Here is a 26,056-nt window from a genome sequence, read left to right as displayed (position 1 = left end):
TGATCGCGGAACTACTGTACTTAACTAGATGACGTACAAATCGACGTATTCATTGACCGGCATGGCTTCGAGCCTTGCCTGATCCAGCGACACGTCGAGAATCGCCAGTTGTTGCTTGACCGGAAAGCGGCGCGCGAGGTTGGTCTTGAACTTCTCGACCAACAACGGAATTCCGTCTTCGCGACGACGCTTATGACCGATCGGGTATTCGACTACGACTTCGTCGAATGTCGATCCGTCGTTGAATTCGATCGTCAGTGCATTGGCGATCGAACGCTTCTCCGGATCGTGGTAATCCTTCGTGAACTGCGTGTCTTCGACACATTCCATCTTGGCGCGCAGCACATCGAGTCGCGCATCCTGCGCGATCGAATCTTCATAATCCGCGGCCGTCAGGCGGCCGTGGATCAGCGGCACGGCGATCATGTACTGGATGCAGTGATCGCGGTCGGCCGGATTGTTCAGGGGGCCTTTCTTGTCGATGATGCGGATCGCGGCTTCGTGCGTGCGGATCGTGATCTTTTTGATGTCTTCCACGCGCTTGCCGTTAGCGGCGAGCTGCGCGTGTAAAGTCATCGCCGCTTCCACCGCCGTTTGGGCGTGAAATTCAGCCGGAAACGAGATCTTGAACAGCACGTTTTCCATCACATACGAGCCGTACGGACGCTGGAACTTGAACTCGTTGCCCTTGAACGCGACGTCGTAAAAGCCCCACGTCCTGGCCGTCAGCACCGACGGATAGCCCATCTCGCCGGTCTTCGCGATCAACGCGAGACGTACGGCGCGCGAGGTCGCGTCGCCTGCGGCCCATGATTTGCGCGAGCCGGTATTCGGCGCGTGACGATAGGTACGCAGCGCATGTCCATCGACAAACGCCTGCGATACCGCGTTGATCAATTCATCGCGCGTCAAACCGATCATCTGGCCGACCACCGCGGTGGAAGCCAGCTTGACCAGCAACACATGATCGAGCCCGACCTTGTTGAACGAGTTCTCGAGCGCAATACAGCCTTGAATTTCGTGCGCCTTGATCATGCCGATCAACACGTCTTTCATCGTCAGCGGCTTTTTGCCCGCTGCGATGGCACTGCGCGAGAGCCAGTCGGCCGTCGCCAGAATCCCGCCGAGGTTATCCGACGGATGGCCCCACTCAGCGGCAAGCCAGGTGTCGTTGAAGTCCAGCCAGCGGATCATGGCGCCGATGTTGAAGGCGGCCTGAACCGGGTCAAGCTGGAACGACGTGCCGGGCACCTTTGCACCGTTGGGGACGACCGTGCCCGGCACGATCGGTCCCATCAGCTTGGTGCAGGCTGGGTAGGTGAGCGCCTCGAGTCCGCAGCCGAGCGTATCGATCAGGCAGTTACGCGCCGTATCCAGCGCGAGCGTGCTGTCGATCGGGAAATCCAGCACGTAATCGACGATATCGACCAGGACTTTATCCGGGTCGGGTCGCACGTTGGAAATCGGAGCGGACATCGGGGAGTTTTCCTGATGTAACGTATTAGTTGCTCTTGTTGATTGCGTTCGATTGCGTCGGAGCCGGTGCGCCTTGCTCCATCGCTGCCGTCTTGCACTCGTCAGCCAGACGCGAGCTGTCCTTATCCGAGAACAACATCGCCTTCGTCGGAATCACGACCAGGTCCATACCCGATGCGGCGTCGTGGAAGCGGTCTGCGCCCGTGGTGGTCGCTTCGCGCGGCAGATTGTAGTTTTTGTTTGCCCAGTGAACCGTGACGATCTGGTCACGCTTCATGTCGCCCTTCAGGTCGAATGCCAGACCTTCGTTGCACGACCACTTGACCGAGCCGTCCGGTACCGGATCGACCTTCGCTTCCTTGGCCGGATTGGCTTTGCGCTTGATCAGGCGTTTCGGCTGCGGGCGCTTCGCCACAGCCTTGGCAGCCGGCTTCGTGGCGGTGGTGGTCGCCGGTTGTGCGGCGGCGTCAGTCACGACGGTCAGCATCGTCGTGGACAGGGCGCCAATCACGGCGGCGATCATCAGCTTTTTCATGGAGAAAACCTTTCTATCTAGTTTCAGTTGAACAGTGCGCGGCTGGCCGGTCCGGACGGCCGCGAGGTTGAACTGCACGCGCCTCGAAAGCGCACAGCGACCGCTATTTTCTCCTATTTAGCGGCACGTACTTCAAATTCTCAGGTCCGGTGTAATTCGCGCTCGGACGAATGATCTTGTTGTCGATGCGTTGCTCGATGATGTGCGCGCTCCAGCCTGCCGTGCGGGCGATCACAAAGAGCGGCGTGAACATCGCCGTCGGCACGCCCATCATGTGATACGACACCGCGCTGAACCAGTCGAGATTGGGAAACATTTTTTTCACATCTGCCATCACTGTTTCAAGTCGCTCGGCGATGTTGAACAGCTTCAGGTTGCCCGCTTCCTTCGAGAGCTTCTTCGCAACTTCCTTGATGACCTTGTTGCGCGGATCGGAGATCGTATAGACCGGGTGACCGAAACCGATCACCACTTCCTTGTTTTCGACGCGCTTGCGGATATCGGCTTCGGCCTCATCCGGCGTCTGATAGCGCGACTGGATTTCGAACGCGACTTCGTTCGCGCCGCCGTGTTTCGGGCCTCGCAGTGCGCCGATTGCGCCGGTAATCGCTGAATAGATATCCGAACCCGTGCCCGCGATCACGCGGCCGGCGAACGTCGACGCGTTGAATTCATGCTCGGCGTACAGGTTCAGCGACACATGCATCGCGTCGACCCACGACTTCGACGGCTCCACGCCATGCAGCAGATGCAGGAAGTGGCCGCCGATCGAATCGTCGTCGGTTTCGACCTCGATGCGCTTGCCGTTGTGCGAGTAGTGGTACCAGTACAGCAGCATCGAACCGAGTGAAGCCATCAGCTTGTCGGCGATGTCGCGTGCGCCGGGCAGGTTGTGGTCGTCTTTCTCCGGCAACACGGTGCCCAGTACGGATACGCCGGTGCGCATCACATCCATCGGATGCGCGGCAGCAGGAATCCATTCCAGCGCGGCTTTCACATTCGCGGGCAGGCCACGCAGCGCTTTAAGCCTGGTCTTGTAGGCGGTCAGTTCGGCCTGCGTCGGCAGCTTTTCGTGGACCAGCAGATACGCGATTTCCTCGAATTCGCATGAGGTCGCGATATCGAGAATGTCGTAGCCACGGTAATGCAGATCGTTGCCGGTCTTGCCGACTGTGCATAAAGCGGTGTTGCCAGCCGTCACGCCGGACAGCGCCACGGATTTCTTCGGCTTGAAGCCGCTTTGGGGTTCGTTCTCGCCTTGTGCGCCGGCGGTTTGCGTAGTCTCGCTCATCTCCCGCAATCTCCTCTGTGCCTGCTCGTTGCTTCTGGTTGAGCCGCGTGTTCGACGCCTGTTTTCCACAAAGCCAGACGATGCCGTGATTCACTTGCATGGCGGCGCGCGTGGGCGCTGTTCAGCGCTGCCGCGCCGGCTGTAGCGTTGGCCGTCATGGTCATGATGCGGTTTGCCCGTTAGCGCCCACTTTCGTGAAGAGTGGCGCGGCGTCTTGCGGGACGGTGCGGCCAGTGGATTGCGCGCGACGCAGTACGGACCAGTAGTAGCGATAGCTCGCCCGGTCGTGCAGCGTGTCGTGATAGCGCGTCGGTCCCCATTGCGCGGCCTGGGCAGCCAGCAGAATTTCGGTAGCGGTGACGATTTCCTCGTCACGCGGGACAAACGCGGCGACGATCGCCTCGATTTGCGCCGGATGGATGCTCCACATGCGCGTGTAGCCGAACTCGTTGCGGGCGCGAGTAGCGTCGTTCGCGACTACGCTCATGTCCCGTACTTCCGTGCTGACGTTATGCGACGGCACTTTGCCGTGTGCATGGCAGGCTGCCGAGATCTCGAGCTTGGCACGCCGAACCAGCGGATGATCGAACTGGCCGGGCGAGCGCATCGCGGTATCGGGAATCGCGCCGTCGTGCGCGGAGACGAAGTCCATCAGCCCGAAGCTCAGCGCTTCGACGCCCGGCAGCGCGGCCAGATCGAACACACGCGTCAACGCGCCATGGGTTTCGACGAGCAATTGCACCGGCACCGGCTGCGCAATGCCGAGTTCGCTCCGCGTCGCTTCAATGAACGCGACCATTTCGGCGGCGTCGGGCACGTTGCGGATCTTCGGCAGGGTGATGTAAGCGGGCGCTCGTTTTGCGGCACGCAGAATGAGGCGGACGTCGTCGCGCCAGTGCGGATGATCGAAGTCGTGGATCCGCACGCCGACGCGGCCGAAATGGTCATGCTCGCTGCCCAGCAGCGACGCGACCAGTTCCGCGTGTTCGGCTTCCCGGCCGACCTGCGCACCGTCTTCACAATCGAGCGTGATGTCGAACACCGGGCCGAGTTGCTGCTGCAATGCCAACGATTTCAGCATCAGCTTCTCGCTGCCGGCGTAGTGATCGCAGGCAGGCAGCACAGCGGGCGGCACTTCGCCGTCAAACAGCACTTCGGCGGGTGTGAGGGCGCGCATCTTCGGCGTCAGGAGCGTGGGTTGTGTTTAGAGAAAATCTGATGCGGATGCGCTCTGTATGGCCACTGTTAGGCAGCTGCACAAAACGCGTTCGAATCAGATGCGAATACTGGCACGGTGGTCTGCGAAACCAGCCGCAGATTGCAGCGCCGTACCTGCATTCGCACGTAAAAAACCGGAACCCGCCGCGATAAAGTCGGGGGATTGCCCCCCGGACCTGTCGCTTCGCGCCAGGCCCCCCCGAGGGGGTGAGAAAACTTGGGGCGGCCCGGCGTTTTCTCACGAGTTCCGGTTCGTCTGCATCAGGCGCTTAGCCGAGCAGATGTTGAACGCCTTCGCGCTCTTCCAGCAGCTCGTTCAGCGTGCCGTCCATCTTTTCGCGCGAGAACGCGTCGATTTCCAGACCTTCAACGCGCTTGTACTCGCCGTTTTCGCATGTAACCGGCACACCGTAGATGATGTCTTCCGGAATGCCATACGAACCGTCCGACGGGATACCCATGGTGACCCACTTGCCGTTCGTGCCGAGCACCCAGTCGCGCACGTGGTCGATTGCAGCGTTTGCAGCCGACGCCGCCGACGACAGGCCGCGCGCTTCGATGATCGCGGCGCCACGCTTGCCGACGGTCGGGATGAACGTGTTGCGGTTCCATTCTTCGTCGTTGATCAGCTTGGTCAGGTCTTGACCTTCAGCCGTTGCAACGCGGAAATCCGGGTACATGGTCGGCGAGTGGTTGCCCCACACAGCCAGCTTTTCGATCGAAGCGACCGGCTTGCCCGATTTGGCCGCCAGTTGCGACAGCGCGCGGTTGTGGTCCAGGCGCAGCATGGCGGTGAAGTTCTTCTTCGGCAGATCCGGCGCCGACTTCATCGCGATGTAAGCATTCGTGTTGGCCGGGTTGCCGACCACCAGCACCTTCACGTCGCGGCTGGCGACTTCGTTCAGCGCCTTGCCCTGAACCGTGAAGATTTCGGCGTTTGCCGACAGCAGGTCCTTACGCTCCATGCCTTTCGAACGCGGACGTGCGCCGACCAGCAGGGCAACGTCTGCATCTTTGAATGCAACCTTCGGGTCGTCAGTGATCACGACACCCGACAGCAGCGGGAATGCGCAATCATCCAGTTCCATCACGACGCCTTTGACGGCGCCTTGCGCTTGCGGCAGGTCGAGCAGTTGCAGGACAACCGGCTGATCCTTACCCAGCAGATCGCCATTGGCGATGCGGAACAGTAGGGAGTAAGCGATTTGACCTGCGGCGCCGGTGACGGCAACGCGCTTTGCGGGCTTAGCCATTGAGAAATCTCCAGGACGATGCGTTAGACGCTAGGGAAAACGCCATTCTATATGCGCGTTCAGCGAAGCGTTGTGAAACACGGCGGAATTCACTGTTCGCGTACGGCCCCGGAATGTGCCGAGGCTGTGCGGCGCGCTGCGGCAAGACCGCCATGCCGGAAACCTGTACTGCTGAGCGGAGGCGGGGCATGTTGCGCCGGGTAGCCGCTGCACAGTGCGGGCTCCTGCAACAGCGCGTTTCGGCAAGCGTCTGACCAACGAAGGCGGCGGATCGAAACCTGGACTGCGTGGGAACAGCATGGTGCAGAGTAGCTGCCGGTGCATTGCGGCGCTGTATTGCATCGTACAAAACAGCCGCCGAAAAACCCGCAAACCCTTGCTCGACAAGGAGTGTAGGAGTCGTCAGACACAAAGTCAACATTATCTTATGTCTTATATAAGACACATCTATTGCGGGGAAAACCCTAGACGCGGCACGGCCCTTTATGATGAAATGCGCGGATGAGTTCGAACCAGGCAAACCCCGCGAATCCGAACGGCCATGGGGCCGCGGGCGAGGGTGTATCCGCTGCCACGCCCACTACGTCGCCCACTTTCAGCCCCTTGTATCAGCAGATCAAGGGCTTGATTACGCAGAGCCTCGAAAGCGGAGAATGGAAACCTGGCGAGATCATTCCTAGTGAAGTCGAATTGGCGGCCAGATACAAGGTCAGTCAGGGAACCGTGCGCAAAGCGATCGACGAGCTAGCCGCCGACAACCTGCTGGTGCGCCGCCAGGGCAAGGGCACTTTCGTTGCAACGCACAATGAAGACCGCGCCCAGTTTCGCTTCCTCAGATTATTGGCCGATGACGGCGCGGAACACCCGCACGTCAGCCGCCTGCTTGAATGCCGGCGCTTGCGTGCGTCGGCGGACATTGCCCGGCAACTCGATCTCAAGGCCGCCGATCCGGTGGTGCTGATCAAGCGCTTGCTGCAGTTCGACGGCGAAGTCACCGTACTCGATGAAATCTGGTTGCCCGGCGCCGTGTTTCGCGGGCTCACGCTCGAGCGGCTGTCGGAGTATAAAGGTCCCCTCTATGCAATGTTCGAGACTGAATTCGGCACGCGCATGATTCGCGCGACGGAGAAGATCCGCGCGGTCGCGGCCGAGCCTTCAGTGGCGGACCTGTTGCATGTGCCGGCGGGTTTTCCGCTGCTTTCGGTCGAGCGCGTGTCCTATACATATGGCGACCGGCCGGTTGAGGTGCGCCGTGGTTGGTATGTCACAACCGGGTATTACTATCAGAACGATCTGAGCTGAATCGGGATGAAAAAAGGCGCCGCGTCCCACACGCGCGCCTGTTTGAAGGCGCCTTTATCGCGCACGCTGTAACGGACCTGTCGTGGTTTTCGCTGCAGCGCGATATGAAAAGGCGCTAAAATTGCGGATTAGTGTGACTACATAGTAGGGGTCTAGCATGGCTGAAGCCGTAAAAAAACCGAGGCCGGAATTCCGGAACATCGGTATCGGGCAGATTTTGACGGCATATCGTCTCCCTCTAGCGGGGCGTGTGTCGATCTTGCATCGCTTAAGCGGTGGGCTGCTTTTTGTTTTTCTTCCGTTCCTGCTGTACCTCTTCGATCAGAGCCTGACTTCCGAACTTAGTTTCGAAGTCTTCAAAGGTTTCCTCTCCAACATCATCGTCAAGCTCATCACGCTCGTTCTCGCGTGGGCCTTCCTGTTCCACTTCTGCGCAGGTGTGCGTCACCTGTTCATGGACACAAGCCACGGCCTCACGACCAAAGAGAAGGGCAAGCAAACCTCCATCGTGGTGCTGGTCGTTTCGTCGCTTCTGACGATTGCATTTGCGCTCAAACTCTTCGGAGCATTCTAAAAAAATGGCAGCTAATAACCGAATCGGTCCGAAGCGTCTCGTCGTTGGCGCGCATTACGGTCTGCGCGACTGGCTCGCGCAGCGCATCACCGCCTGCATCATGGCCGTCTACACGGTGATCCTGCTCGCGTGGTTCTTCGGCGCGCGCGATTTCTCGTATGACGGCTGGGCGTCGATCTTCGCCACGCAATGGATGAAGCTCGCCACGTTCGTCACGTTGCTCTCGCTGTTCTATCACGCGTGGGTTGGTATCCGCGACATCTGGATGGACTATGTGAAGCCCGTTGGCACGCGCCTGTTTCTTCAGGCGCTGACGATCGTCTGGCTGCTCGCATGTGCGGGCTACGCTGCGCAGATTCTCTGGAGAGTGTAAAAGAATGGCTGCAATCAAGAATTCTCTGCCGCGTCGCAAGTTTGACGTGGTTATCGTCGGCGCAGGCGGCTCGGGGATGCGCGCTTCGCTGCAACTCGCGCGCGCCGGTCTGTCGGTTTGCGTGCTGTCCAAGGTGTTCCCGACGCGTTCGCACACGGTGGCTGCTCAAGGCGGCATCGGCGCTTCGCTTGGCAACATGAGCGAAGACAATTGGCACTATCACTTCTACGACACGATCAAGGGTTCCGACTGGCTCGGCGACCAGGACGCGATCGAGTTCATGTGCCGTGAAGCACCGAACGCTGTCTACGAACTGGAACACATGGGTATGCCGTTCGACCGCAATGCGGACGGCACGATTTACCAGCGCCCGTTCGGCGGCCACACCGCCAACTATGGCGAGAAGCCGGTGCAACGCGCTTGCGCGGCGGCTGACCGTACCGGTCACGCGCTGCTGCACACGCTGTACCAGCAAAACGTTGCGGCCAAGACGCAATTCTTCGTCGAATGGATGGCGCTGGATCTGATCCGCGACGCCGACGGCGACGTGCTCGGCGTGACCGCGCTGGAAATGGAAACCGGCGACGTTTATATCCTCGAAGGCAAGACCACGCTATTCGCTACGGGCGGCGCGGGCCGGATCTTCGCCGCGTCCACGAATGCGTTCATCAACACCGGTGACGGCCTGGGCATGGCTGCGCGTTCGAACATCGCGCTGCAAGACATGGAATTCTGGCAATTCCACCCCACCGGCGTGGCCGGCGCGGGCGTGCTGATTACCGAAGGCGTGCGCGGCGAAGGCGGCATTCTGCGCAACTCGAATGGCGAGCGTTTCATGGAACGCTACGCGCCTACGTTGAAGGATCTGGCGCCGCGCGACTTCGTTTCGCGTTCGATGGACCAGGAAATCAAGGAAGGCCGCGGCGTGGGTCCGAACAAGGATCACGTGCTGCTCGATTTGTCGCACATCGGCGCCGAGACGATCATGAAACGTCTGCCGTCGATCCGCGAAATCGCCATGAAGTTCGCGAACGTCGACTGCATCAAGGAGCCGATCCCGGTTGTGCCGACCATCCACTATCAGATGGGTGGTATTCCGACGAACATCAACGGCCAGGTCGTGGGTACGTCGAAGGGTCACGAGGAAGTCGTCAACGGTTTCTACGCTGTGGGCGAATGCTCGTGCGTGTCGGTGCACGGCGCAAACCGTCTCGGCACGAACTCGCTGCTCGACCTGGTGGTGTTCGGCCGCGCGGCCGGCAACCACATCGTCAAGCATGTGAAGGAAATCAAGGATCACAAGCCGTTGCCGGCTGACGCCGCTGATTTCTCGCTGGCGCGTCTGGCCAAGCTGGAGAAGTCCTCGTCGGGCGAATATTCGCAAGACGTCGCGGCTGAGATCCGTTCCACGATGCAGGCACACGCCGGCGTGTTCCGCACGTCGAAGCTGCTGGCCGAAGGCGTCGAACGAATTCGCGAAGTGGCTGAACGTGTCAACAACATCTACCTGAAAGACAAGTCGAAGGTGTTCAACACGGCACGCGTCGAAGCACTGGAAGTGGAAAACCTGATCGAAGTGGCACGCGCCACGATGGTTTCCGCCGAAGCGCGTAAGGAAAGCCGCGGCGCGCACGCGCAGGACGACTTCGAACATCGCGATGACGAAAACTGGCTGCGCCATACGCTGTGGTTCAGCGAAGGCGATCGCCTCGACTACAAGCCGGTTCACATGCAACCGCTGACCGTCGAATCGGTGCCGCCGAAAGCGCGTACCTTCTAAGGCACAAGTCAAAGGAATTCAGAAATGGCAAAGCGTACATTTGAAATTTACCGCTACGACCCGGATAAGGACGCGGCGCCGCGCATGCAAACGTACGAGATCGAGATCGACTCGCACGAACGCATGCTGCTCGACGCGCTCGTCAAGCTGAAGGCAGTGGACGAAACGCTGTCGTTCCGCCGTTCGTGCCGTGAAGGCGTGTGCGGTTCGGACGCAATGAACATCAACGGTAAGAACGGCCTCGCGTGTTTGACGAACCTGAACGATCTGCCGCAAAAGATCGTGCTGCGTCCGCTGCCGGGTCTGCCGGTCGTGCGCGATCTGATCTGCGACTTCACGCAGTTCTTCAACCAGTACCACTCGATCAAGCCGTACCTGATCAACGATACGCCGCCGCCGGAAAAGGAACGTCTGCAGTCGCCGGAAGAACGCGACGAACTCGACGGTCTGTACGAATGTATTCTGTGTGCCAGCTGCTCGACGTCGTGCCCGAGCTTCTGGTGGAATCCGGACAAGTTCGTCGGGCCGGCCGGCCTGCTGCAAGCCTATCGTTTCATCGCAGATAGCCGCGACGAAGCGACCGGTGAACGTCTCGACAACCTGGAAGATCCGTACCGTCTGTTCCGTTGCCACACCATCATGAATTGCGTCGACGTCTGCCCGAAGGGCCTGAACCCGACCAAGGCGATTGGCAAGATCAAGGAATTGATGGTTCGCCGCGCTGTCTGAGATGCAAGAGTCTTCGCATCAGTCCGACCCTCTTCGCCGCGCGCGCCTTCGCTGGCGCGCACGGCGCGGCTTGCTGGAAAACGATCTGATCTTTGAACGTTTTTTCAGCCGATATGAGCATGACCTCAGCGATGCGGATGTAGGCGCTCTCACGCGTCTGCTCGAGCTGAGCGATAACGACCTGATGGACTTGCTGCTGGTCCGCAAGGAACCGGAAGGCGACCTTGCCGACCCGGATGTGATCCGGGTCCTGGAGTTGCTGCGCAACGCCTGAGCGCCGTTAATGTTTTGAGCGCCGCTTGTCCGTTGTTCCCAGGCGTGCAAATTATCGAAACCCTGTTTACATACTTCGATTGAGGATGTGCTATGACCCCGTCAGATGTTAAAGCCACGCTATCGTTCAGCGACAATTCGCCGAGCGTTGAAATGCCGATTTACAAGGGCACTCTCGGCCCGGACGTGATCGACATCCGCAAACTGTACGGCCAGACCGGCAAGTTCACGTACGACCCGGGCTTTATGTCGACGGCGGCTTGCAATTCGGCGATCACGTACATCGACGGCGACAAGGGCGAGCTGCTGTACCGCGGCTACCCGATTGACAACCTCGCGGAAAACGCCGACTTCCTCGAAACCTGCTATCTGCTGCTGAAGGGCGAACTGCCGAACGTGCAGCAACAAGAAGAGTTCGTGAAGACCGTCACGAATCACACGATGGTGCACGAGCAGATGCACTTCTTCTTCCGCGGTTTCCGTCGCGACGCCCACCCCATGGCGATTCTGGTCGCTGCAGTCGGCGCGCTGTCGGCGTTCTATCACGACTCGCTCGACATCAACAATCCGCGTCACCGTGAAGTGTCGGCGATTCGCATGATCGCGAAGCTGCCTACGCTCGTCGCGATGGCGTACAAGTACAGCATCGGCCAGCCGTTTGCGTACCCGAAGAACGACCTGTCGTACAGCGCGAACTTCATGCATATGATGTTCTCGAACCCGTGCGAAGAGTACAAGGTCAACGACGTGCTGGTGCGCGCGCTCGACCGTATCCTGATCCTGCACGCGGACCACGAACAGAACGCGTCGACGTCGACGGTTCGTCTGGCTGGCTCGTCGGGCGCGAATCCGTTTGCGTGTATCGCAGCCGGTATCGCTTGCTTGTGGGGCCCGGCGCACGGTGGTGCGAACGAAGCCGCACTGAACATGCTGGAAGAAATCGGCTCGGTCGACAACATTCCTGAGTTCATCAAGCAGGTGAAGGACAAGAACTCGGGCGTGAAGCTGATGGGCTTCGGTCACCGCGTCTACAAGAACTACGATCCGCGTGCGAAGCTGATGCGCGAAACCTGCCACGAAGTGCTGGAGGAACTGGGCCTGCACGACGACCCGCTGTTCAAGCTGGCCATGGCGCTGGAAAAGATCGCACTGGAAGACGAATACTTCGTGTCGCGCAAGCTGTACCCGAACGTCGATTTCTACTCGGGCATCGTGCAACGCGCGCTGGGCATTCCGACGTCAATGTTCACGTGTATCTTCGCGATGGCACGTACGGTCGGCTGGATTGCGCAGTGGAACGAAATGATTGCCGATCCGGAACAGAAGATTGGCCGTCCGCGTCAGCTGTTCATCGGCGATACGGAACGTGAAGCGAAGCCGATTGCGCAACGTTGATCGATTGTGGTCTAGCAGGATCGAGAAAGCCCCGGCAGTTGCCGGGGTTTTTTTTAGAAGCATCCCTGTCCTCATTAAACGCGCGGCGCTTCACGCGTCATGGGCGCTGTAACCCACCCCTTCATATCTGGGTCGATCCGTCACGCCAATTCCGACGCCCTAGGGCGCACAATAAGTCCACAAACTCGTAGATCGCTTCCCCACCGCTGAATTGCCACCGTACGCCTACTTTGCTTGTAGCTAAAAAGCAGTTGTCGCGGTGGAGATCCCTTGCGCCACTTAAACGACGATTTAGGTTGTTGGCGCAGGTTTTTATTGAAAAGCGAGGTGTGAAAATGAAGTCGAATCTGAGGGGCGTGGCAGCGAAGGGACTATGTTCTTTCTTCTTTATTTCACTTACTGGCATGCTCGATGCCAACGCGACAGGACCGTCACTGTCGGCAGATGTCGATACTACGGAAATGTTGTCGCAGCGATATAACGTTAGATACTACACTGGAACCAGTTGGGCTCCTTTGCCGGCACGAGGTGGCAATGTAGTATTGAGCCCGAGGTTTTCAGCGGAAGGATCTGGCTCTATCCCCTGGAGTTTTTATAAATACGGTATCAAATTAAAAGATAAAAACAATCCAGATTCCAGTTTTTACGTTTTTCTGTCGACAGATAAAGAACCTTGCATGGTTCATCAAACGTTGTACTCGGATTCTTTCTCGAACGAGACCTTAGGGTACGTTTACAGCATAACCACTCAATACGTAAACCTTGCGACCTCGAATGTTCAGAATGCAAACGTGTCCGTGGCTTATCGGGTATGCAGCAAGCCAAATGTGATATCCGTAAGATTTTTCGATCCGATAACGAGCGGAATTCCGATAGGCATTGGTGCCCATGTCGATAATGAGACTATAAGAATTTCGGAGGCTTATATTGTTTTGAACACAGAGGGAATCTTGTATCCACAGTAATCAGATGAACATCTGAATGGAGTGCGGCTATGAGATTTATCTCGACTTTTGTGATTGTTTTTGTGGCATTTTTTGGGGCTATCAGAAATACTCCCGCCCAACCGGCGCAAATTCCAGAGTTTGTCTACCGGGCTGACACGCGTGCTCCCAATGAGGTGAGGCGTGCCGGGGGATTTATTGCGAGAGGCGTTGATGCGTCGCGACCGGGAACGATTGCCGATCTCAGTCTCTACAATCATGCGATCGGACATGCGGGGCCCCAGAACGACTATTCAGGCTACGTTTCGACAACGACCGATTTTATGCGGGGATACCGCTGGTTGTGGGATCAGGGACGCGGGTTCCGTAGCGGCTATGTCTACACGATTCGTCAAACCGCAAACTTCGTCGATGTCAACGCCAGCTTAGGCCGATTCCTGGAGCCGATCATCCGGCAGGAAAATGAATGGGCTGCAATGGGGCGGATACATTGGTATCAAGTTGTCGGATGGCGCTCTGTAGCCGAGCCGCCGACCACACCCATGACGCCTAACCCCGAATACAATCCGAACGATATCGCGTTCACGCTGCCACCCGTTGCAGCTCAGCCGGAGCTCGCGCATTTTCCTCTCGGGCATGCGGCATGGAATGAAATGCCGTGGGTCGAATTTACGAATTGTGGACGACCGCCAACGGGTAATAGACAACAACGCGCGCAATCTACGAGTGAGCAGTGCATCCCATTCGATAATGGAAACATGGACTACGCATACTACACGGGATATTTGTCGGCGCTCAGTTCGACATTGTGCGGTGGATCGTGTCTCGAGGGAGATCGAAGTTTTAATCAGTATGAGGATTTCGATGCCGCGATGAGCTTCCTGTACGATCACGGTACTCAGAACGAGTGCGATTACGGGAGGGAGGAGATCCCGGAGAGTATCGCGGAAATATATAATAAGAGTTTATGTAGCCGTATGCAGATTGACGATAAGCTTCGCGTTAGAGAAGGGTATCTTCTGAAAAGTGCGGATTCGACCTGTAAGGTAATAGCGACCTCGGACACGCAGTATACAACGGGGGAAATATGTCAGCCGTCGGCCGGAAAGGTATTTGAAACGGATAATCCAGTACCGGGGTGTCCGTCGGGTTATAAATTAGCGACGGCGGAGGATGTTGAAGTAAATTCGAGTATTTGCTTCGCGCAATTGGATATATATAGCGTTGCGAGACTGGATGGCAAAAATATTGTGTCCGGTAGCGAACGTCTTCCATGCGTAATATCGAAAAATACAAACCAAACTCACAGCTCTTTATGCAAAAAGATCTCGTACACGACACCCGAAGTCGTTGTTTCATCTCAATCTCCCGAAGGCGCAGTGTGCTGGGATCGTTACGCGCCCGTAAACGTTCAGCAGGCGATGGCGAATAAAACAGCTTTGTGTAATTTGGTCATTCACTCGCCGAGCGGTTCAAATGTCATCGGTTTGGCTGACGGCTGGTTCAATGCGGAGACTTGCAACATCTGGGCGGAGGCGCCTCCGCGAAAACCCCGTTATACCTTCTGTAACAACGGAGTCGCCGAAGGGAACCGTTTTCTTTCGACCATGGTTCTGGCACGCGCCGGAGAAACATGTCCATCCGGCTTTCAGCTGGCGTCGGAATCTGAGTTGCGCGCTGATCCAAGTATTTGCTACGGGACATTGCCGGCGGGATCGACGGCGCGTCTGGCGAACTCGGCCTCGGTCACGATGTCGCTTAGCGCAAGCCCGACCACGCCTCTATGCACCACAAAGTCATCGGATCCAACGGCTTTGACGATGGCCGTTTGCAGAGCGGTGCTGCCTGTTCACTAGGCCGGGCTAGCGCGCTCGGCCAGCCCGCTCCGGTCAGTTGCCGCGTCGCAGAGCCGACGCGCTACCGCCTGGCGCGACCGCGGGCACGATGCCGGCCTCGCACTCCCTTGCCGGGTAACGCCCATACAGGTATCGCCACTACCACCCAACTCTCTGTTTTTTATCGGTTTTCTCCGTGATCGAGGGGCCCAAAGCAGGGTTCTGCGTGGCATAATTGATCGACACAGTCAGCCCGCAGTCATTACTACCCCGCATACCATGGCACAGACTCTCTACGACAAATTGTGGAACACACACGTGATCCACACGGAAGAAGACGGTACGACGATTCTCTATATCGACCGTCACCTGCTGCACGAAGTCACCAGCCCTCAGGCGTTCGAAGGCCTGAAACTGGCTGAGCGTCCGGTGTGGCGTATCAGCGCGAATCTGGCGGTGTCGGACCACAACGTCCCCACCACGGATCGCAGGCACGGCATTGCCGATCCGGTCTCCAAGCTGCAAGTCGATACGCTCGACACGAATTGCGACGCCTACGGCATCACGCAGTTCAAGATGAACGACCTGCGTCAAGGCATCGTGCACATCATCGGGCCGGAACAGGGCGCTACGCTGCCGGGCATGACCATAGTCTGCGGCGACTCGCACACATCCACGCACGGCGCGTTCGGCGCGCTGGCGCATGGCATCGGCACGTCGGAAGTCGAGCACGTGCTGGCCACGCAAACGCTCTTGCAGAAAAAGAGCAAGAACATGCTGGTGAAGGTCGAAGGCCCGTTGCCGCGCGGCTGCACTGCGAAAGACATCGTGCTGGCGATCATCGGCAAGATCGGCACGGCAGGCGGCACCGGCTATGCCATCGAGTTCGGCGGTTCGACAATCCGCGCGTTGTCCATGGAAGGCCGCATGACGGTCTGCAACATGGCGATCGAGGGAGGCGCACGCGCCGGCATGGTCGCCGTGGACGACACCACCATCGATTACCTGAAAGGCCGTCCGTTCTCGCCGGAAGGCGTCGAATGGAATCACGCGGTCGAGTACTGGAAGCAGTTCAAATCGGACGAAGGCGCGCAATTCGATCGCGTGGTCGAACTGAACGCCGCTGAAATCGTGCCGCAAGTCACGTGGGGCACGTCGCCGGAAATGGTCGCCGCCGTGGACGGCCGCGTGCCGGATCCGGAACGCGAAAAAGACCCGGGCAAGCGTGACGCAATGGAACGCGCGCTGAAGTACATGGCGCTCGAACCGAACGCACCGATCGAATCCATCAAGCCGGATAAAATCTTCATCGGGTCGTGCACCAACGCGCGCATTGAAGACATTCGCGCCGCAGCATACGTCGTCAAGAAGCTCGGCCGCCGCGTCGCACCGAACATCCGTCTGGCCATGGTCGTGCCGGGTTCGGGTCTGGTGAAGGCGCAAGCGGAACGTGAAGGCCTCGACAAGGTCTTTACCGATGCCGGTTTCGAATGGCGTGAGCCCGGTTGCTCGATGTGTCTCGCAATGAACGCCGACCGGTTGGACCCGGGCGAGCGTTGCGCATCCACGTCGAATCGTAATTTCGAAGGTCGTCAGGGCGCCGGTGGCCGTACCCACCTGGTGAGCCCCGCGATGGCTGCCGCTGCGGCTATCGAAGGGCATTTCGTCGATATTCGCAAGCTTGGATAAATCGCATGATGAAGAGCATGAATCGCACCACTCTATTGCGCCGCTTCGCACTCGGTACGCTAGCCGGGCTATTGCTCGGTCTGGCCGGCTGCAACACGGTGCACGGATTCGGCGAGGACATGTCGCACCTCGGCAATTCGATCAGCAATCACGCTGACAAATAAGCGGTTTTTGATTTTTGCCGGCGGTGCGGGTGGTGGCTTTCAGGCCGTCACGCGCATCGTCCGGTCTTGAAACAGGCGCAAGCGTCATGGATAAATTCATCGTACACACCGGCGTCGTGGCGCCGCTCGATCGCGAGAACGTCGACACGGACGCGATCATTCCGAAGCAATTCCTGAAGTCGATCAAGCGCACGGGTTTCGGTCCGAACGCGTTCGACGAATGGCGTTATCTCGACCACGGCGAGCCGGGTCAGGACAACTCGAAGCGTCCGCTGAACCCGGATTTCGTGCTGAACCAGCCGCGCTATCAGGGCGCATCGGTGCTGTTGGCGCGCAAGAACTTCGGTTGCGGCAGCTCGCGCGAGCATGCGCCGTGGGCACTGCAGCAATATGGCTTTCGCGCGATCATTGCGCCGAGCTTCGCCGATATTTTCTACAACAACTGCTTCAAGAACGGCCTGCTGCCGATCGTGCTGACCGAACAGCAAGTCGATCACCTGTTCAACGAAACCTACGCGTTCAACGGCTTCAAGCTGACCGTCGACCTGGAAGCGCAAGTCGTGCGCACGTCGGACGGCGGCACCGAGTATCCGTTCGAAGTGGCTGCGTTCCGCAAGTACTGCCTGCTGAATGGCTTCGACGATATCGGTTTGACGCTGCGTCACGCGGACAAGATTCGCCAGTTCGAAGCCGAGCGGATCACGAAGCAGCCTTGGCTGGCTCACCGCATCGTCGGATAAACGAAAAAATCATCAAGGAAATTCGCATGAAGATCGCAGTCTTGCCGGGCGACGGCATCGGTCCCGAAATCGTCAAGGAGGCCGTCAAGGTCCTGAACGTGCTCGGCGAAAAGTTCGAACTCGAAGAAGCGCCGGTTGGCGGTGCGGGCTACGAAGCGAAGGGCCATCCGCTGCCCGATTCGACGCTCGCGTTGGCGAAGGAAGCCGATGCGATCCTGTTCGGCGCCGTCGGCGACTGGAAGTACGACTCGCTCGAACGCGCGCTGCGCCCGGAGCAGGCCATTCTCGGTTTGCGCAAGCACCTGCAACTGTTCGCGAATTTCCGTCCGGCAATCTGCTATCCGCAACTGACGGGCGCTTCGTCGCTGAAGGAAGAAATCGTTTCGGGTCTGGACATCCTGATCGTGCGCGAACTGAACGGCGACATCTACTTTGGCTCGCCGCGCGGCGTGCGTGAAGCGCCGGACGGTCTGTTCGCCGGCTCGAAAGAAGGCTTCGACACGATGCGTTATTCGGAACCCGAAGTGCGCCGCATTGCGCACGTGGCGTTTCAGGCGGCGCAAAAGCGCAGCAAGAAGCTGACCTCGGTCGATAAGGCGAACGTGCTCGAAACGTCGCAGCTCTGGAAGGACGTGATGATCGACGTGTCGAAGGAATACGCGGACGTCGAGTTGTCGCACATGTATGTCGACAACGCGGCCATGCAACTGGTTAAGGCGCCCAAGTCATTCGACGTGATCGTCACCGGCAACCTGTTCGGCGACATTCTCTCCGATGAAGCCGCCATGCTGACGGGTTCGATCGGCATGTTGCCGTCGGCCTCGCTCGACAAGAACAACAAGGGCTTGTACGAGCCGTCGCACGGTTCCGCGCCGGATATCGCCGGCAAGGGCGTGGCGAATCCGTTGGCCACGATCCTGTCGGCCGCCATGATGCTGCGCTATTCGCTGAACAAGGCGGAACAGGCGGATCGCATCGAAAACGCAGTAAAGAAGGTGCTGGAGCAGGGTTATCGCACGGGCGACATTCTGACGCCGGGTTGCAAGCAGGTCGGCACCGTGGCGATGGGCGACGCGGTAGTCGCTGCCCTGTAAGGCGCTTCGACGCGGACGTAGCACAGAGGGTAGTTGGGTCGCCGCGCAGTCTTTAAAGCGGCCTTTAAAACGCGAATTGGCCTTGGAACAGGCCAATTCGTGCGTAATACGGACGATAACGGCGGACGATCACGTCGCCAGATTCCGGTTTTCGTGTATATTGTAGCGATGGCGCAGATCTCCCAAATCTCCTCGATTTCCAAACTGCACGGCAAAACGGCCCGTGTGGTTGAGTTCGCCATTACCATCAAATCGCTCGTCAAAACGATTACCCCGAAAACGATCACGAAACGCTGATCGTCCGTCGTGCCCGCTCATCTTCCCCGCGCGGTCACTGCGGGCAAAGATGCGGGGAAGTCTCCATTCGAAGGGTATGAAGTCATGAACGTAGGTCTCGTAGGTTGGCGCGGTATGGTCGGCAGCGTCCTGATGCAACGTATGCAGCAGGAAGGCGATTTCGACTTGATCGAACCGGTGTTTTTCAGCACCAGCAACGCGGGCGGCAACGCGCCGTCGTTCGCCAAAAACGAGACCAAGCTCAAAGATGCAACAAGCATCGAAGACCTGAAGAAGTGCGAAGCGATCATCTCCTGCCAAGGCGGCGATTACACCAATGAAGTGTTCCCGAAGCTGCGCGCAGCGGGCTGGAACGGCTACTGGATCGACGCGGCTTCGTCGCTGCGCATGAAGGATGACGCGGTCATCATTCTCGATCCGGTCAACCTTGACGTGATCAAGAACGCGCTGGTCAAGGGCCAGAAGAATTTCATCGGCGGCAACTGCACGGTCAGCCTGATGCTGATGGCGCTGGGCGGTCTGTTCCGCGAAAACCTCGTCGACTGGATGACGGCCATGACGTATCAGGCCGCTTCGGGCGCGGGCGCGCAAAACATGCGCGAACTGCTGCAACAAATGGGCACGCTGTACGGCGCGGCCAAGGAAGACCTGGCGGATCCGTCGTCGGCGATTCTCGACATCGACCGGCGCGTGCTCTCCGCAATGAACAGCGACCGTATGCCGACCGACAATTTCGGCGTGCCGCTCGCCGGCTCGCTGATTCCGTGGATCGACAAGGATCTCGGCAACGGCATGTCGAAGGAAGAGTGGAAGGGCGGCGCGGAAACCAACAAGATTCTCGGCAAGCCGGCTATGGGCACGCCGGGTTCGATTCCGGTAGATGGGCTGTGCGTGCGGATCGGCGCAATGCGTTGTCACTCGCAGGCGCTGACCATCAAGCTGAACAAGGACGTGCCGCTGGACGAAGTGAACAGCATCCTCGCGTCGGGCAACGACTGGGTCAAGGTCGTGCCGAACGAACGTGAAGCGTCGATGCGCGATCTGTCCCCCGCCGTGGTGACGGGCACGCTGACTGTGCCGGTCGGCCGCGTGCGCAAACTGGCGATGGGCGGCGAATATCTGTCCGCCTTCACGGTGGGCGATCAGCTGCTGTGGGGCGCGGCTGAACCGCTGCGTCGCATGCTTCGCATTGTGCTCGACAAGTAAAGTAAACTACGCGCTCACGACGCGTAGAAAACTCAAGAAGCGTCGCGCTTGCGCGGCGCTTTTTTCATTGTGTGCTCCGATTATCTTGTCTCTTCTCAACCGCAAAAAAGGGCTGCGCGCTGACGCGCCAGGAGTCCCGATGAACCTTCGACTCTCTTCCCTTCGGGCTATGTTCATGTATCAAGGTACGGGCCACTTGACGGTCGCGGCCGCTCTGGCTTTGGCGCTGGCTGGCGTCAGTGTCGGCGCAGGCAACGCAGTGGCAGCGCCGGGCGACGCCACAAGCGCGCCGGCGGGCGCCTCCGTTTCTTATGCCGCCGGCAGTCAATATACGGTGAAGCCTGGTCAGTCGTTGAACGACGTGGCGATCGCCGTCACGCAGTCGCGCGATCGGGCGACGCTCGTACGCGCTTCGCGCGCGCTGTTCGATGCGAATCCGAGCGGCTTCATGAATCATGACCCGAGCCGGTTGCGCGTAGGCGCCGTGTTGACGATTCCGGCACTGGATGCGTCCGGGGCTCTGGTGGCTTCCGCGCCGGTTGCTGGGTCCGCGTCTACTGCGCCATCGACCGCCACGGCTGCGGCTGCTTCTGCATCGAACACGGCGAACGCGCCGAGCGCGCCGAATGCGCCGAATGCACCGAATGCACCGAATGCACCGAATGCGGCGACGGCCGGTGTGACGGTCGGCGTTGCGAGCGGCGTGGCGCAAGTCAATGCCGCCGCAGCAAGCGCAGCAAGTGCTGCGGCGCGCGCTGCAGCACCGTCCGCGCCTGCGGTTTCAGGGACGGCCAGTTCGGCGGCTGAAGCAAGCCCGGCGACGCCGGGTAGCTCGACGGCGGCCGGTGCGGTAGCGGGGGCACCCGTAGCAGGTTCACAGGCCGCAGGCGGGGCGCCGGCCAGCGGCGCGGATGTCTGGTCGGGAGCGGTCCAGCCCTCGCCCAGCGAGGCCGCCGAAGCTGCGTCAGCCGCTGCCGCAGCAGCTGCGCAAGCGGCGGCCACCGCCACCGCAGCCGCACAGCCGGCATCGCAAGCGCGTGCTCAGGTGTCCAGCTTGCAGCAATTGCTTGCGCTGAAAAACCGCGTGCTGATGGAACTGCAGAAACACGGCATCGGCGGCTCATCTGCCGTGACGGGCACGCGCACGCCCACGCCGTCGACGAACGGTGCGCAGCCCGCCGCTGGCGCTTCGTCTGCTGCGGCCGTTTCGGGTCATGGTGGCGCAGCGATTTCCGCGTCGAACGACATCGGCATCTCGCAGACGAATTTGAGCGTGGCAGCGGCGATCGGCGCGGCGTTGGTGGTGCTGCTGGCGGCATTGGGTCTGCGGCGGCGTAAGCGCGCCCGTGTTGCCGTGGCTGAAGGCTCGCTGGCGCAGGACGCCGCGGCGGCTTCCGCGCGAACGGCCGCGCCGGAAGATGGCGTTTCGACGCGCGAACAGATTCCTGTGCGGGAAGCGTCGGACGCGAGCGACGAAGCGGCAGCGTATGGAGTAGCACTGTCTGCGGCTGGCCGTGAGGGCGCGGCGCGAGAAGCAGCGGCGCGAGAAGCAGCAGAGCGAGAAGCAGCGGCGCGAGAAGCAGCGGCGCGAGAAGCAGCAGAGCGAGAAGCAGCGGCGCGAGAAGTAGCGGAACGCGTGGCCGCGGAGCGCGAAGCGGAAATCCGCGCGGCGGCTGCGCGGGAAGCAGCGCAGCGTGAAGCTGCAGCGGGAGAAGCTGCAAAGCGCGTAGCGGCAGAACATACAGCAACCGAGCACACGGCGGGAGAAAGTACAGCAGCGCAACAAGCTGCTGCGGAGCGTGCCGAAGCTGAGCGAGTCATAGCGGACCAAGCGGCGCAAGAGCGCGCGCCAGCAAGAGAGCGCGCGGCAGCAGGCGAGCAAGCCGCAGCAAAAGAGCAAGCCGCCGATGAGCACGAAGCCTCGACCGGCGAATCGCACACAGCCTTCCCCACGCAAGACCCCAATGCATCCCCGCCCGCGTGGCCGGAAAGCCACGCGGCACCCGCGCCGTTTGAACCTGCGCAACCGCGCGCAGACATCGAACCGGCTGCCCAAAGCGGCTCCACGTCCGAACCGCTTCCCTCAGTTCATCACGAAAACCTCGACGGAGCGGCCACGGCTGCGAGTCTTGCAGCCGCCGCGGAACTGGGTGCTGAAGCCTTGCCGCTGACGTCGCTTGAACCGGTCAGCGAGACTTTCCAGCAAGAGGCGCCTCCACACCGTCTGCAATGGGACGATGAACCCGCATCGAGCGCGCCGGCCGCGCCGCTGGCAGAGTCGGCGAATGAGCCGCAGAACCATTTCAACACTCCCGAACCGGTCATCGACTTCACGCCGCATGAGGCCGAGCCGCGCACGACGTCGCCGCTCGATCAGCCGTCCATCGACACGTTGGCGCATCCGGCGCCCGACACGTATGTGCCGGCAGTGCCCACGGTCCAACAGGACCCGGCCCACCTCGACCCAGCCTATCAGCCGTCCCATGAGCCGCAACCACAATTGCAACCGCAACAGCAGTCACATCAGCAAGCCGAAACCACAACACCCGATGGCGCACCGACTCTCGAACCGGCCCCCGTCGCGCAAACTCAACCCGCGCGATCCATTCCGGCCGAGTTCCCGCGCGACGCCGTCGATGCCTTCAGCAGTCTGAACATGCCATTGCCGCCGCGCGTCGAATCGACCGACGCAGCGGTGAGCGCACCTGAATCGCTTTCGACGCAGCCGGTAGCCTCCCCGAAAACCACCGCACAGCAAGCCGTGGCGCCTCACGATCCGGACGACACCCCGCACGTGTCCGACGAAATCTCCGCCGGCACCGCAGGCCACGCAGCCGTGGCGGGCCTTGGCGCGGCCGGCTTCGGCGCGTTGAAGCTCGATTTCGACCTCGAGTTGCCGCCGAGTCCGGCCCAGCCGTTGCCCGCATTTACGCGAGCCGATCTCAGCCGCATCGCCCGCAACAAGCTCGATCTGGCCGCGGAATATATCGACCTCGGCGATCTGTCCGGCGCGCGCCTGCTCATCAACGAAGTGATCGAAGCGAACGATCCGGCCACGCGCACCGAGGCCCGCGCGCTGCTCTCGACGCTCGCACCGTTGTCGTGAAGCGTATTGCGCTAGGCGTTCAGTACGACGGCTCGGCATTCTGCGGCTGGCAGTCGCAGCCGCATGGCAAGACCGTGCAGGACGAGCTCGAACGGGCGTTGCGCGAGTTCGCGCAAGTGCCTGTGCAGACGGTGGTGGCTGGCCGCACGGATACCGGCGTGCACGGTCTCGGCCAGGTCGTGCACTTCGACACCGAACTCGATCGCACGGATTTTTCGTGGGTTCGCGGCACCAACGCCTTTCTGCCGAAGACGATTGCCGTGCAGTGGGCCAAACCGATGCCCGACGCGTTCCACGCGCGTTTTTCGGCGTTCGAGCGGACTTATTACTATGTCCTGTACGTCCATCCGTTCCGCTCGCCCATGCAGGCCACGCGGGCCGGCTGGGTGCACACGCCGCTCGACGTCGACGCCATGCGGGCCGCCGCCGCCCACCTGATCGGCGAGCATGATTTTTCGGCGTTCCGTTCGTCGCAATGCCAGGCGAAAACACCGGTCAAGCATCTGTATCAGATCGACATGCGGCAACAGGGCGACTTCGTTCACTTCCGCTTTCGGGCGAACGCGTTCCTGCACCATATGGTGCGCAACCTGATTGGCTGTCTCGTCGACATCGGCCGGGGACGCCATCCGGCTGAATGGATGGCCGAGGTGCTCGCCAGCCGCGATCGCGACTGTGCCGCGCCGACCTTCATGCCCGACGGCCTGTACCTGGCGCAGGTGGGCTATCCTAAGCAATTCGCCGTGCCCGCGCCGCAGACAGGCAGCGTGCCGTGGAATACCGTATGGACCGAGCAAGCGTAAATATGAAATCAACCGAAAATCGGGCGGCCGAAACTAACGCCGGCATGCCGCAACAAGCCGCACCGCATCGGACACGTATCAAGTTGTGCGGCCTCTCGAAGCCGGAAGACGTCACCCAGGCAATCGACCTCGGCGCCGACGCGATCGGCCTTGTGTTCTATCCGCCGAGCCCGCGTTCGGTCAGCGTCGCGCAGGCGGTCGAGTTGGTGCATGACGTGCCGCCGTTCGTGTCGATAGTCGGCCTGTTCGTGAACGCAACGCACGACTGGATTCGCGAAGTCGTCAGGAATGTCGGGCTCAACTTGCTGCAGTTCCACGGCGACGAAACCGCCGCGCAGTGCGAAGCCCTCGCCGGGGTTGCGGGTTTGCCTTGGTTGCGCGCGTTGCGAGTCGCGGCGGATACTCAACCGGCTGATTTGGTAAAATCAGCACTTAACTATTCAGCAGCCAGCGGCCTTCTGTTCGACACCCATGTCGAAGGCTATGGCGGCGGCGGGAAGGTTTTCGATTGGTCACTTATTCCAGCAGAGCTCGCGCGTCGGGCCGTTTTGAGTGGTGGGTTGAACGCGCAAAACGTCAGTGACGCGATCCATCGCGTGCGCCCGTACGCGGTCGATGTCTCGAGCGGCATCGAAGTGCCGGGCGCCAGGGGCGTGAAAGATCACGCCCGGATGGCGGCGTTCGTGCGCGCAGTGCGCGCGGCAGACGCCGAATGATTCAGGCGGCGCGGTTTTCTCACACGAAAGCCGTGCGCCACACTGAGAAGAGTGATCACCATGTATAACTTGCCTGACGAAAGAGGCCATTTCGGCCAATATGGCGGCGTGTTCGTCGCTGAAACGCTGGTTCATGCGCTCGACGAGTTGCGTGTCGCGTACGAGAAATATCAGAAAGACACGGAATTCGTCGCCGAATACGAGCGCGAACTGAAGTATTTCGTGGGTCGTCCTTCCCCGATTTATCATGCACAGCGCTGGAGCGAGATGCTCGGCGGCGCGCAGGTTTTCTTCAAGCGTGAAGATCTGAATCACACCGGCGCCCACAAGATCAATAACGTGATCGGCCAGGCGCTGCTCGCCAAGCGCATGGGTAAGCCGCGCGTGATCGCGGAAACCGGCGCGGGCCAGCACGGCGTGGCGACCGCAACCATTGCGGCGCGCTTCGGCATGGAATGCGTTGTCTACATGGGCGAGGAAGATGTGCGCCGCCAAGCTGCCAACGTGTACCGGATGAAGCTGCTCGGCGCGACCGTCGTGCCGGTGTCGTCCGGCTCGCGCACGCTGAAAGACGCACTCAATGAAGCGATGCGCGATTGGGTGACCAACGTCGAAAACACCTTCTACATCATCGGCACTGTCGCGGGACCGCATCCGTATCCGATGATGGTGCGCGACTTCCAACGCGTGATCGGTGACGAGTGCAAGGTGCAGATGCCCGAACTCGTCGGTCGTCAGCCGGATGCCGTGATTGCGTGCGTTGGCGGTGGTTCGAATGCAATGGGCATCTTTTACCCGTACATTGACGATACTTCGGTGCAATTGATCGGTGTCGAAGCAGCGGGCGACGGCATCGAATCCGGTCGTCACGCGGCCTCGCTGATCGGCGGCAGTCCGGGCGTGCTGCACGGCAATCGTACCTATCTCTTGCAGGACGACAACGGTCAGATCATCGAGACGCATTCGGTCTCGGCAGGGCTGGACTACCCGGGCGTGGGTCCTGAACATGCGTGGCTAAAAGACAGCAATCGCGCCCAATATGTCGGCATTACCGACGAAGAGGCGCTCAAGGCGTTCCACGATTGCTGTCGCATCGAAGGCATCATTCCGGCGCTCGAGTCCAGCCACGCGCTGGCCTATGCCGCGAAGCTCGCGCCGACGTTGCCCAAAGACAAGGTCCTTCTGGTCAATCTGTCGGGCCGGGGCGACAAGGACATGCACACGGTCGCTGAGCGATCGGGCATTCAGTTCTGAGCGCCGCGA

The 26,056-nt window shown here is 60.1% G+C and carries 23 protein-coding genes; 18 read left to right on the top strand and 5 right to left on the bottom strand.

Going from position 1 to position 26,056, the window contains the following annotated elements:
• Window positions 1–24: 24 nt before the first annotated feature.
• The 5 genes from P0D84_RS36485 to P0D84_RS36465 form a co-directional block, all read right to left on the bottom strand.
• Entirely contained in the window at window positions 25–1,476 is a 1,452-nt protein-coding gene (locus P0D84_RS36485; RefSeq protein ID WP_408345285.1) for a bifunctional 2-methylcitrate dehydratase/aconitate hydratase, read from the bottom strand.
• 25 nt (window positions 1,477–1,501) lie between these two features.
• Window positions 1,502–2,011, bottom strand: coding sequence for a hypothetical protein (locus tag P0D84_RS36480; RefSeq protein WP_408345281.1), 510 nt, complete (start codon window positions 2,009–2,011; stop codon window positions 1,502–1,504).
• Window positions 2,012–2,114: 103 nt separating this feature from the next.
• Complete coding sequence (gene prpC / locus P0D84_RS36475) at window positions 2,115–3,302, bottom strand: bifunctional 2-methylcitrate synthase/citrate synthase (protein WP_408345278.1); 1,188 nt, start codon at window positions 3,300–3,302, stop codon at window positions 2,115–2,117.
• A 160-nt stretch (window positions 3,303–3,462) separates the two neighbouring features.
• Entirely contained in the window at window positions 3,463–4,479 is a 1,017-nt protein-coding gene (locus tag P0D84_RS36470; RefSeq protein ID WP_408345274.1) for an HpcH/HpaI aldolase/citrate lyase family protein, read from the bottom strand.
• A gap of 310 nt (window positions 4,480–4,789) precedes the next feature.
• Window positions 4,790–5,773 carry a malate dehydrogenase gene (locus tag P0D84_RS36465; RefSeq protein WP_111932633.1) on the bottom strand — a complete coding sequence of 328 codons (984 nt, stop codon included), beginning with the start codon at window positions 5,771–5,773 and terminating at the stop codon, window positions 4,790–4,792.
• A 501-nt stretch (window positions 5,774–6,274) separates the two neighbouring features.
• Here P0D84_RS36465 and P0D84_RS36460 point away from each other — a divergent pair.
• The 18 genes from P0D84_RS36460 to trpB all read left to right on the top strand — a co-directional run bounded on the left by P0D84_RS36460 (window position 6,275) and on the right by trpB (window position 26,047).
• A complete protein-coding gene (locus tag P0D84_RS36460) occupies window positions 6,275–7,075 on the top strand; it encodes a GntR family transcriptional regulator (protein ID WP_408345270.1) in 801 nt (266 codons plus the stop codon).
• Window positions 7,076–7,232: 157 nt separating this feature from the next.
• Entirely contained in the window at window positions 7,233–7,649 is a 417-nt protein-coding gene (gene sdhC / locus P0D84_RS36455; RefSeq protein WP_054034790.1) for a succinate dehydrogenase, cytochrome b556 subunit, read from the top strand.
• A gap of 4 nt (window positions 7,650–7,653) precedes the next feature.
• Entirely contained in the window at window positions 7,654–8,022 is a 369-nt protein-coding gene (gene sdhD, locus P0D84_RS36450; protein WP_054034791.1) for a succinate dehydrogenase, hydrophobic membrane anchor protein, read from the top strand.
• Between the two features lie 4 nt (window positions 8,023–8,026).
• Entirely contained in the window at window positions 8,027–9,802 is a 1,776-nt protein-coding gene (gene sdhA, locus P0D84_RS36445; protein ID WP_408345268.1) for a succinate dehydrogenase flavoprotein subunit, read from the top strand.
• A gap of 24 nt (window positions 9,803–9,826) precedes the next feature.
• A complete protein-coding gene (locus P0D84_RS36440) occupies window positions 9,827–10,531 on the top strand; it encodes a succinate dehydrogenase iron-sulfur subunit (RefSeq protein ID WP_132383613.1) in 705 nt (234 codons plus the stop codon).
• A gap of 1 nt (window position 10,532) precedes the next feature.
• Window positions 10,533–10,805 carry an FAD assembly factor SdhE gene (locus tag P0D84_RS36435; RefSeq protein ID WP_408345265.1) on the top strand — a complete coding sequence of 91 codons (273 nt, stop codon included), beginning with the start codon at window positions 10,533–10,535 and terminating at the stop codon, window positions 10,803–10,805.
• A 92-nt stretch (window positions 10,806–10,897) separates the two neighbouring features.
• The gene (gltA, locus tag P0D84_RS36430; protein WP_408345262.1) at window positions 10,898–12,199 is read left to right on the top strand and encodes a citrate synthase; all 1,302 of its coding nucleotides are present in this window, start codon (window positions 10,898–10,900) and stop codon (window positions 12,197–12,199) included.
• 994 nt (window positions 12,200–13,193) lie between these two features.
• On the top strand, window positions 13,194–14,999 hold the full coding sequence (locus tag P0D84_RS36425; RefSeq protein ID WP_408345259.1) for an enterotoxin A family protein: 1,806 nt from the start codon (window positions 13,194–13,196) through the stop codon (window positions 14,997–14,999).
• A 258-nt stretch (window positions 15,000–15,257) separates the two neighbouring features.
• Window positions 15,258–16,667, top strand: coding sequence for a 3-isopropylmalate dehydratase large subunit (leuC, locus tag P0D84_RS36420; RefSeq protein WP_408345256.1), 1,410 nt, complete (start codon window positions 15,258–15,260; stop codon window positions 16,665–16,667).
• A 5-nt stretch (window positions 16,668–16,672) separates the two neighbouring features.
• Complete coding sequence (locus tag P0D84_RS36415) at window positions 16,673–16,831, top strand: entericidin A/B family lipoprotein (protein ID WP_408345253.1); 159 nt, start codon at window positions 16,673–16,675, stop codon at window positions 16,829–16,831.
• Window positions 16,832–16,917: 86 nt separating this feature from the next.
• A complete protein-coding gene (leuD, locus tag P0D84_RS36410; RefSeq protein WP_408345250.1) occupies window positions 16,918–17,571 on the top strand; it encodes a 3-isopropylmalate dehydratase small subunit in 654 nt (217 codons plus the stop codon).
• A gap of 26 nt (window positions 17,572–17,597) precedes the next feature.
• Entirely contained in the window at window positions 17,598–18,665 is a 1,068-nt protein-coding gene (gene leuB / locus P0D84_RS36405) for a 3-isopropylmalate dehydrogenase (RefSeq protein WP_408345247.1), read from the top strand.
• A gap of 33 nt (window positions 18,666–18,698) precedes the next feature.
• Window positions 18,699–18,962 (top strand): hypothetical protein, encoded by a 264-nt coding sequence (locus P0D84_RS36400; RefSeq protein ID WP_408345244.1) that lies wholly within the window; start codon window positions 18,699–18,701, stop codon window positions 18,960–18,962.
• Between the two features lie 84 nt (window positions 18,963–19,046).
• Window positions 19,047–20,168 (top strand): aspartate-semialdehyde dehydrogenase, encoded by a 1,122-nt coding sequence (gene asd, locus P0D84_RS36395; protein ID WP_027805102.1) that lies wholly within the window; start codon window positions 19,047–19,049, stop codon window positions 20,166–20,168.
• Window positions 20,169–20,307: 139 nt separating this feature from the next.
• The gene (locus P0D84_RS36390) at window positions 20,308–23,274 is read left to right on the top strand and encodes a motility hub landmark protein FimV (protein WP_408345241.1); all 2,967 of its coding nucleotides are present in this window, start codon (window positions 20,308–20,310) and stop codon (window positions 23,272–23,274) included.
• The gene (truA, locus tag P0D84_RS36385) at window positions 23,271–24,077 is read left to right on the top strand and encodes a tRNA pseudouridine(38-40) synthase TruA (RefSeq protein ID WP_408345238.1); all 807 of its coding nucleotides are present in this window, start codon (window positions 23,271–23,273) and stop codon (window positions 24,075–24,077) included. The genes P0D84_RS36390 and truA overlap by 4 nt, the downstream gene beginning before the upstream one ends.
• A 2-nt stretch (window positions 24,078–24,079) precedes the next feature.
• Window positions 24,080–24,793, top strand: a complete 714-nt coding sequence (locus P0D84_RS36380; protein ID WP_408345236.1) for a phosphoribosylanthranilate isomerase — start codon at window positions 24,080–24,082, stop codon at window positions 24,791–24,793.
• A 60-nt stretch (window positions 24,794–24,853) separates the two neighbouring features.
• A complete protein-coding gene (trpB, locus tag P0D84_RS36375; RefSeq protein WP_408345233.1) occupies window positions 24,854–26,047 on the top strand; it encodes a tryptophan synthase subunit beta in 1,194 nt (397 codons plus the stop codon).
• Window positions 26,048–26,056 lie beyond the last annotated feature (9 nt).

This window comes from Paraburkholderia sp. RL17-337-BIB-A (assembly GCF_046025895.1).
GTDB lineage: Bacteria > Pseudomonadota > Gammaproteobacteria > Burkholderiales > Burkholderiaceae > Paraburkholderia > Paraburkholderia fungorum_C.
This window is presented reverse-complemented; position numbering and strand designations above follow the sequence as displayed.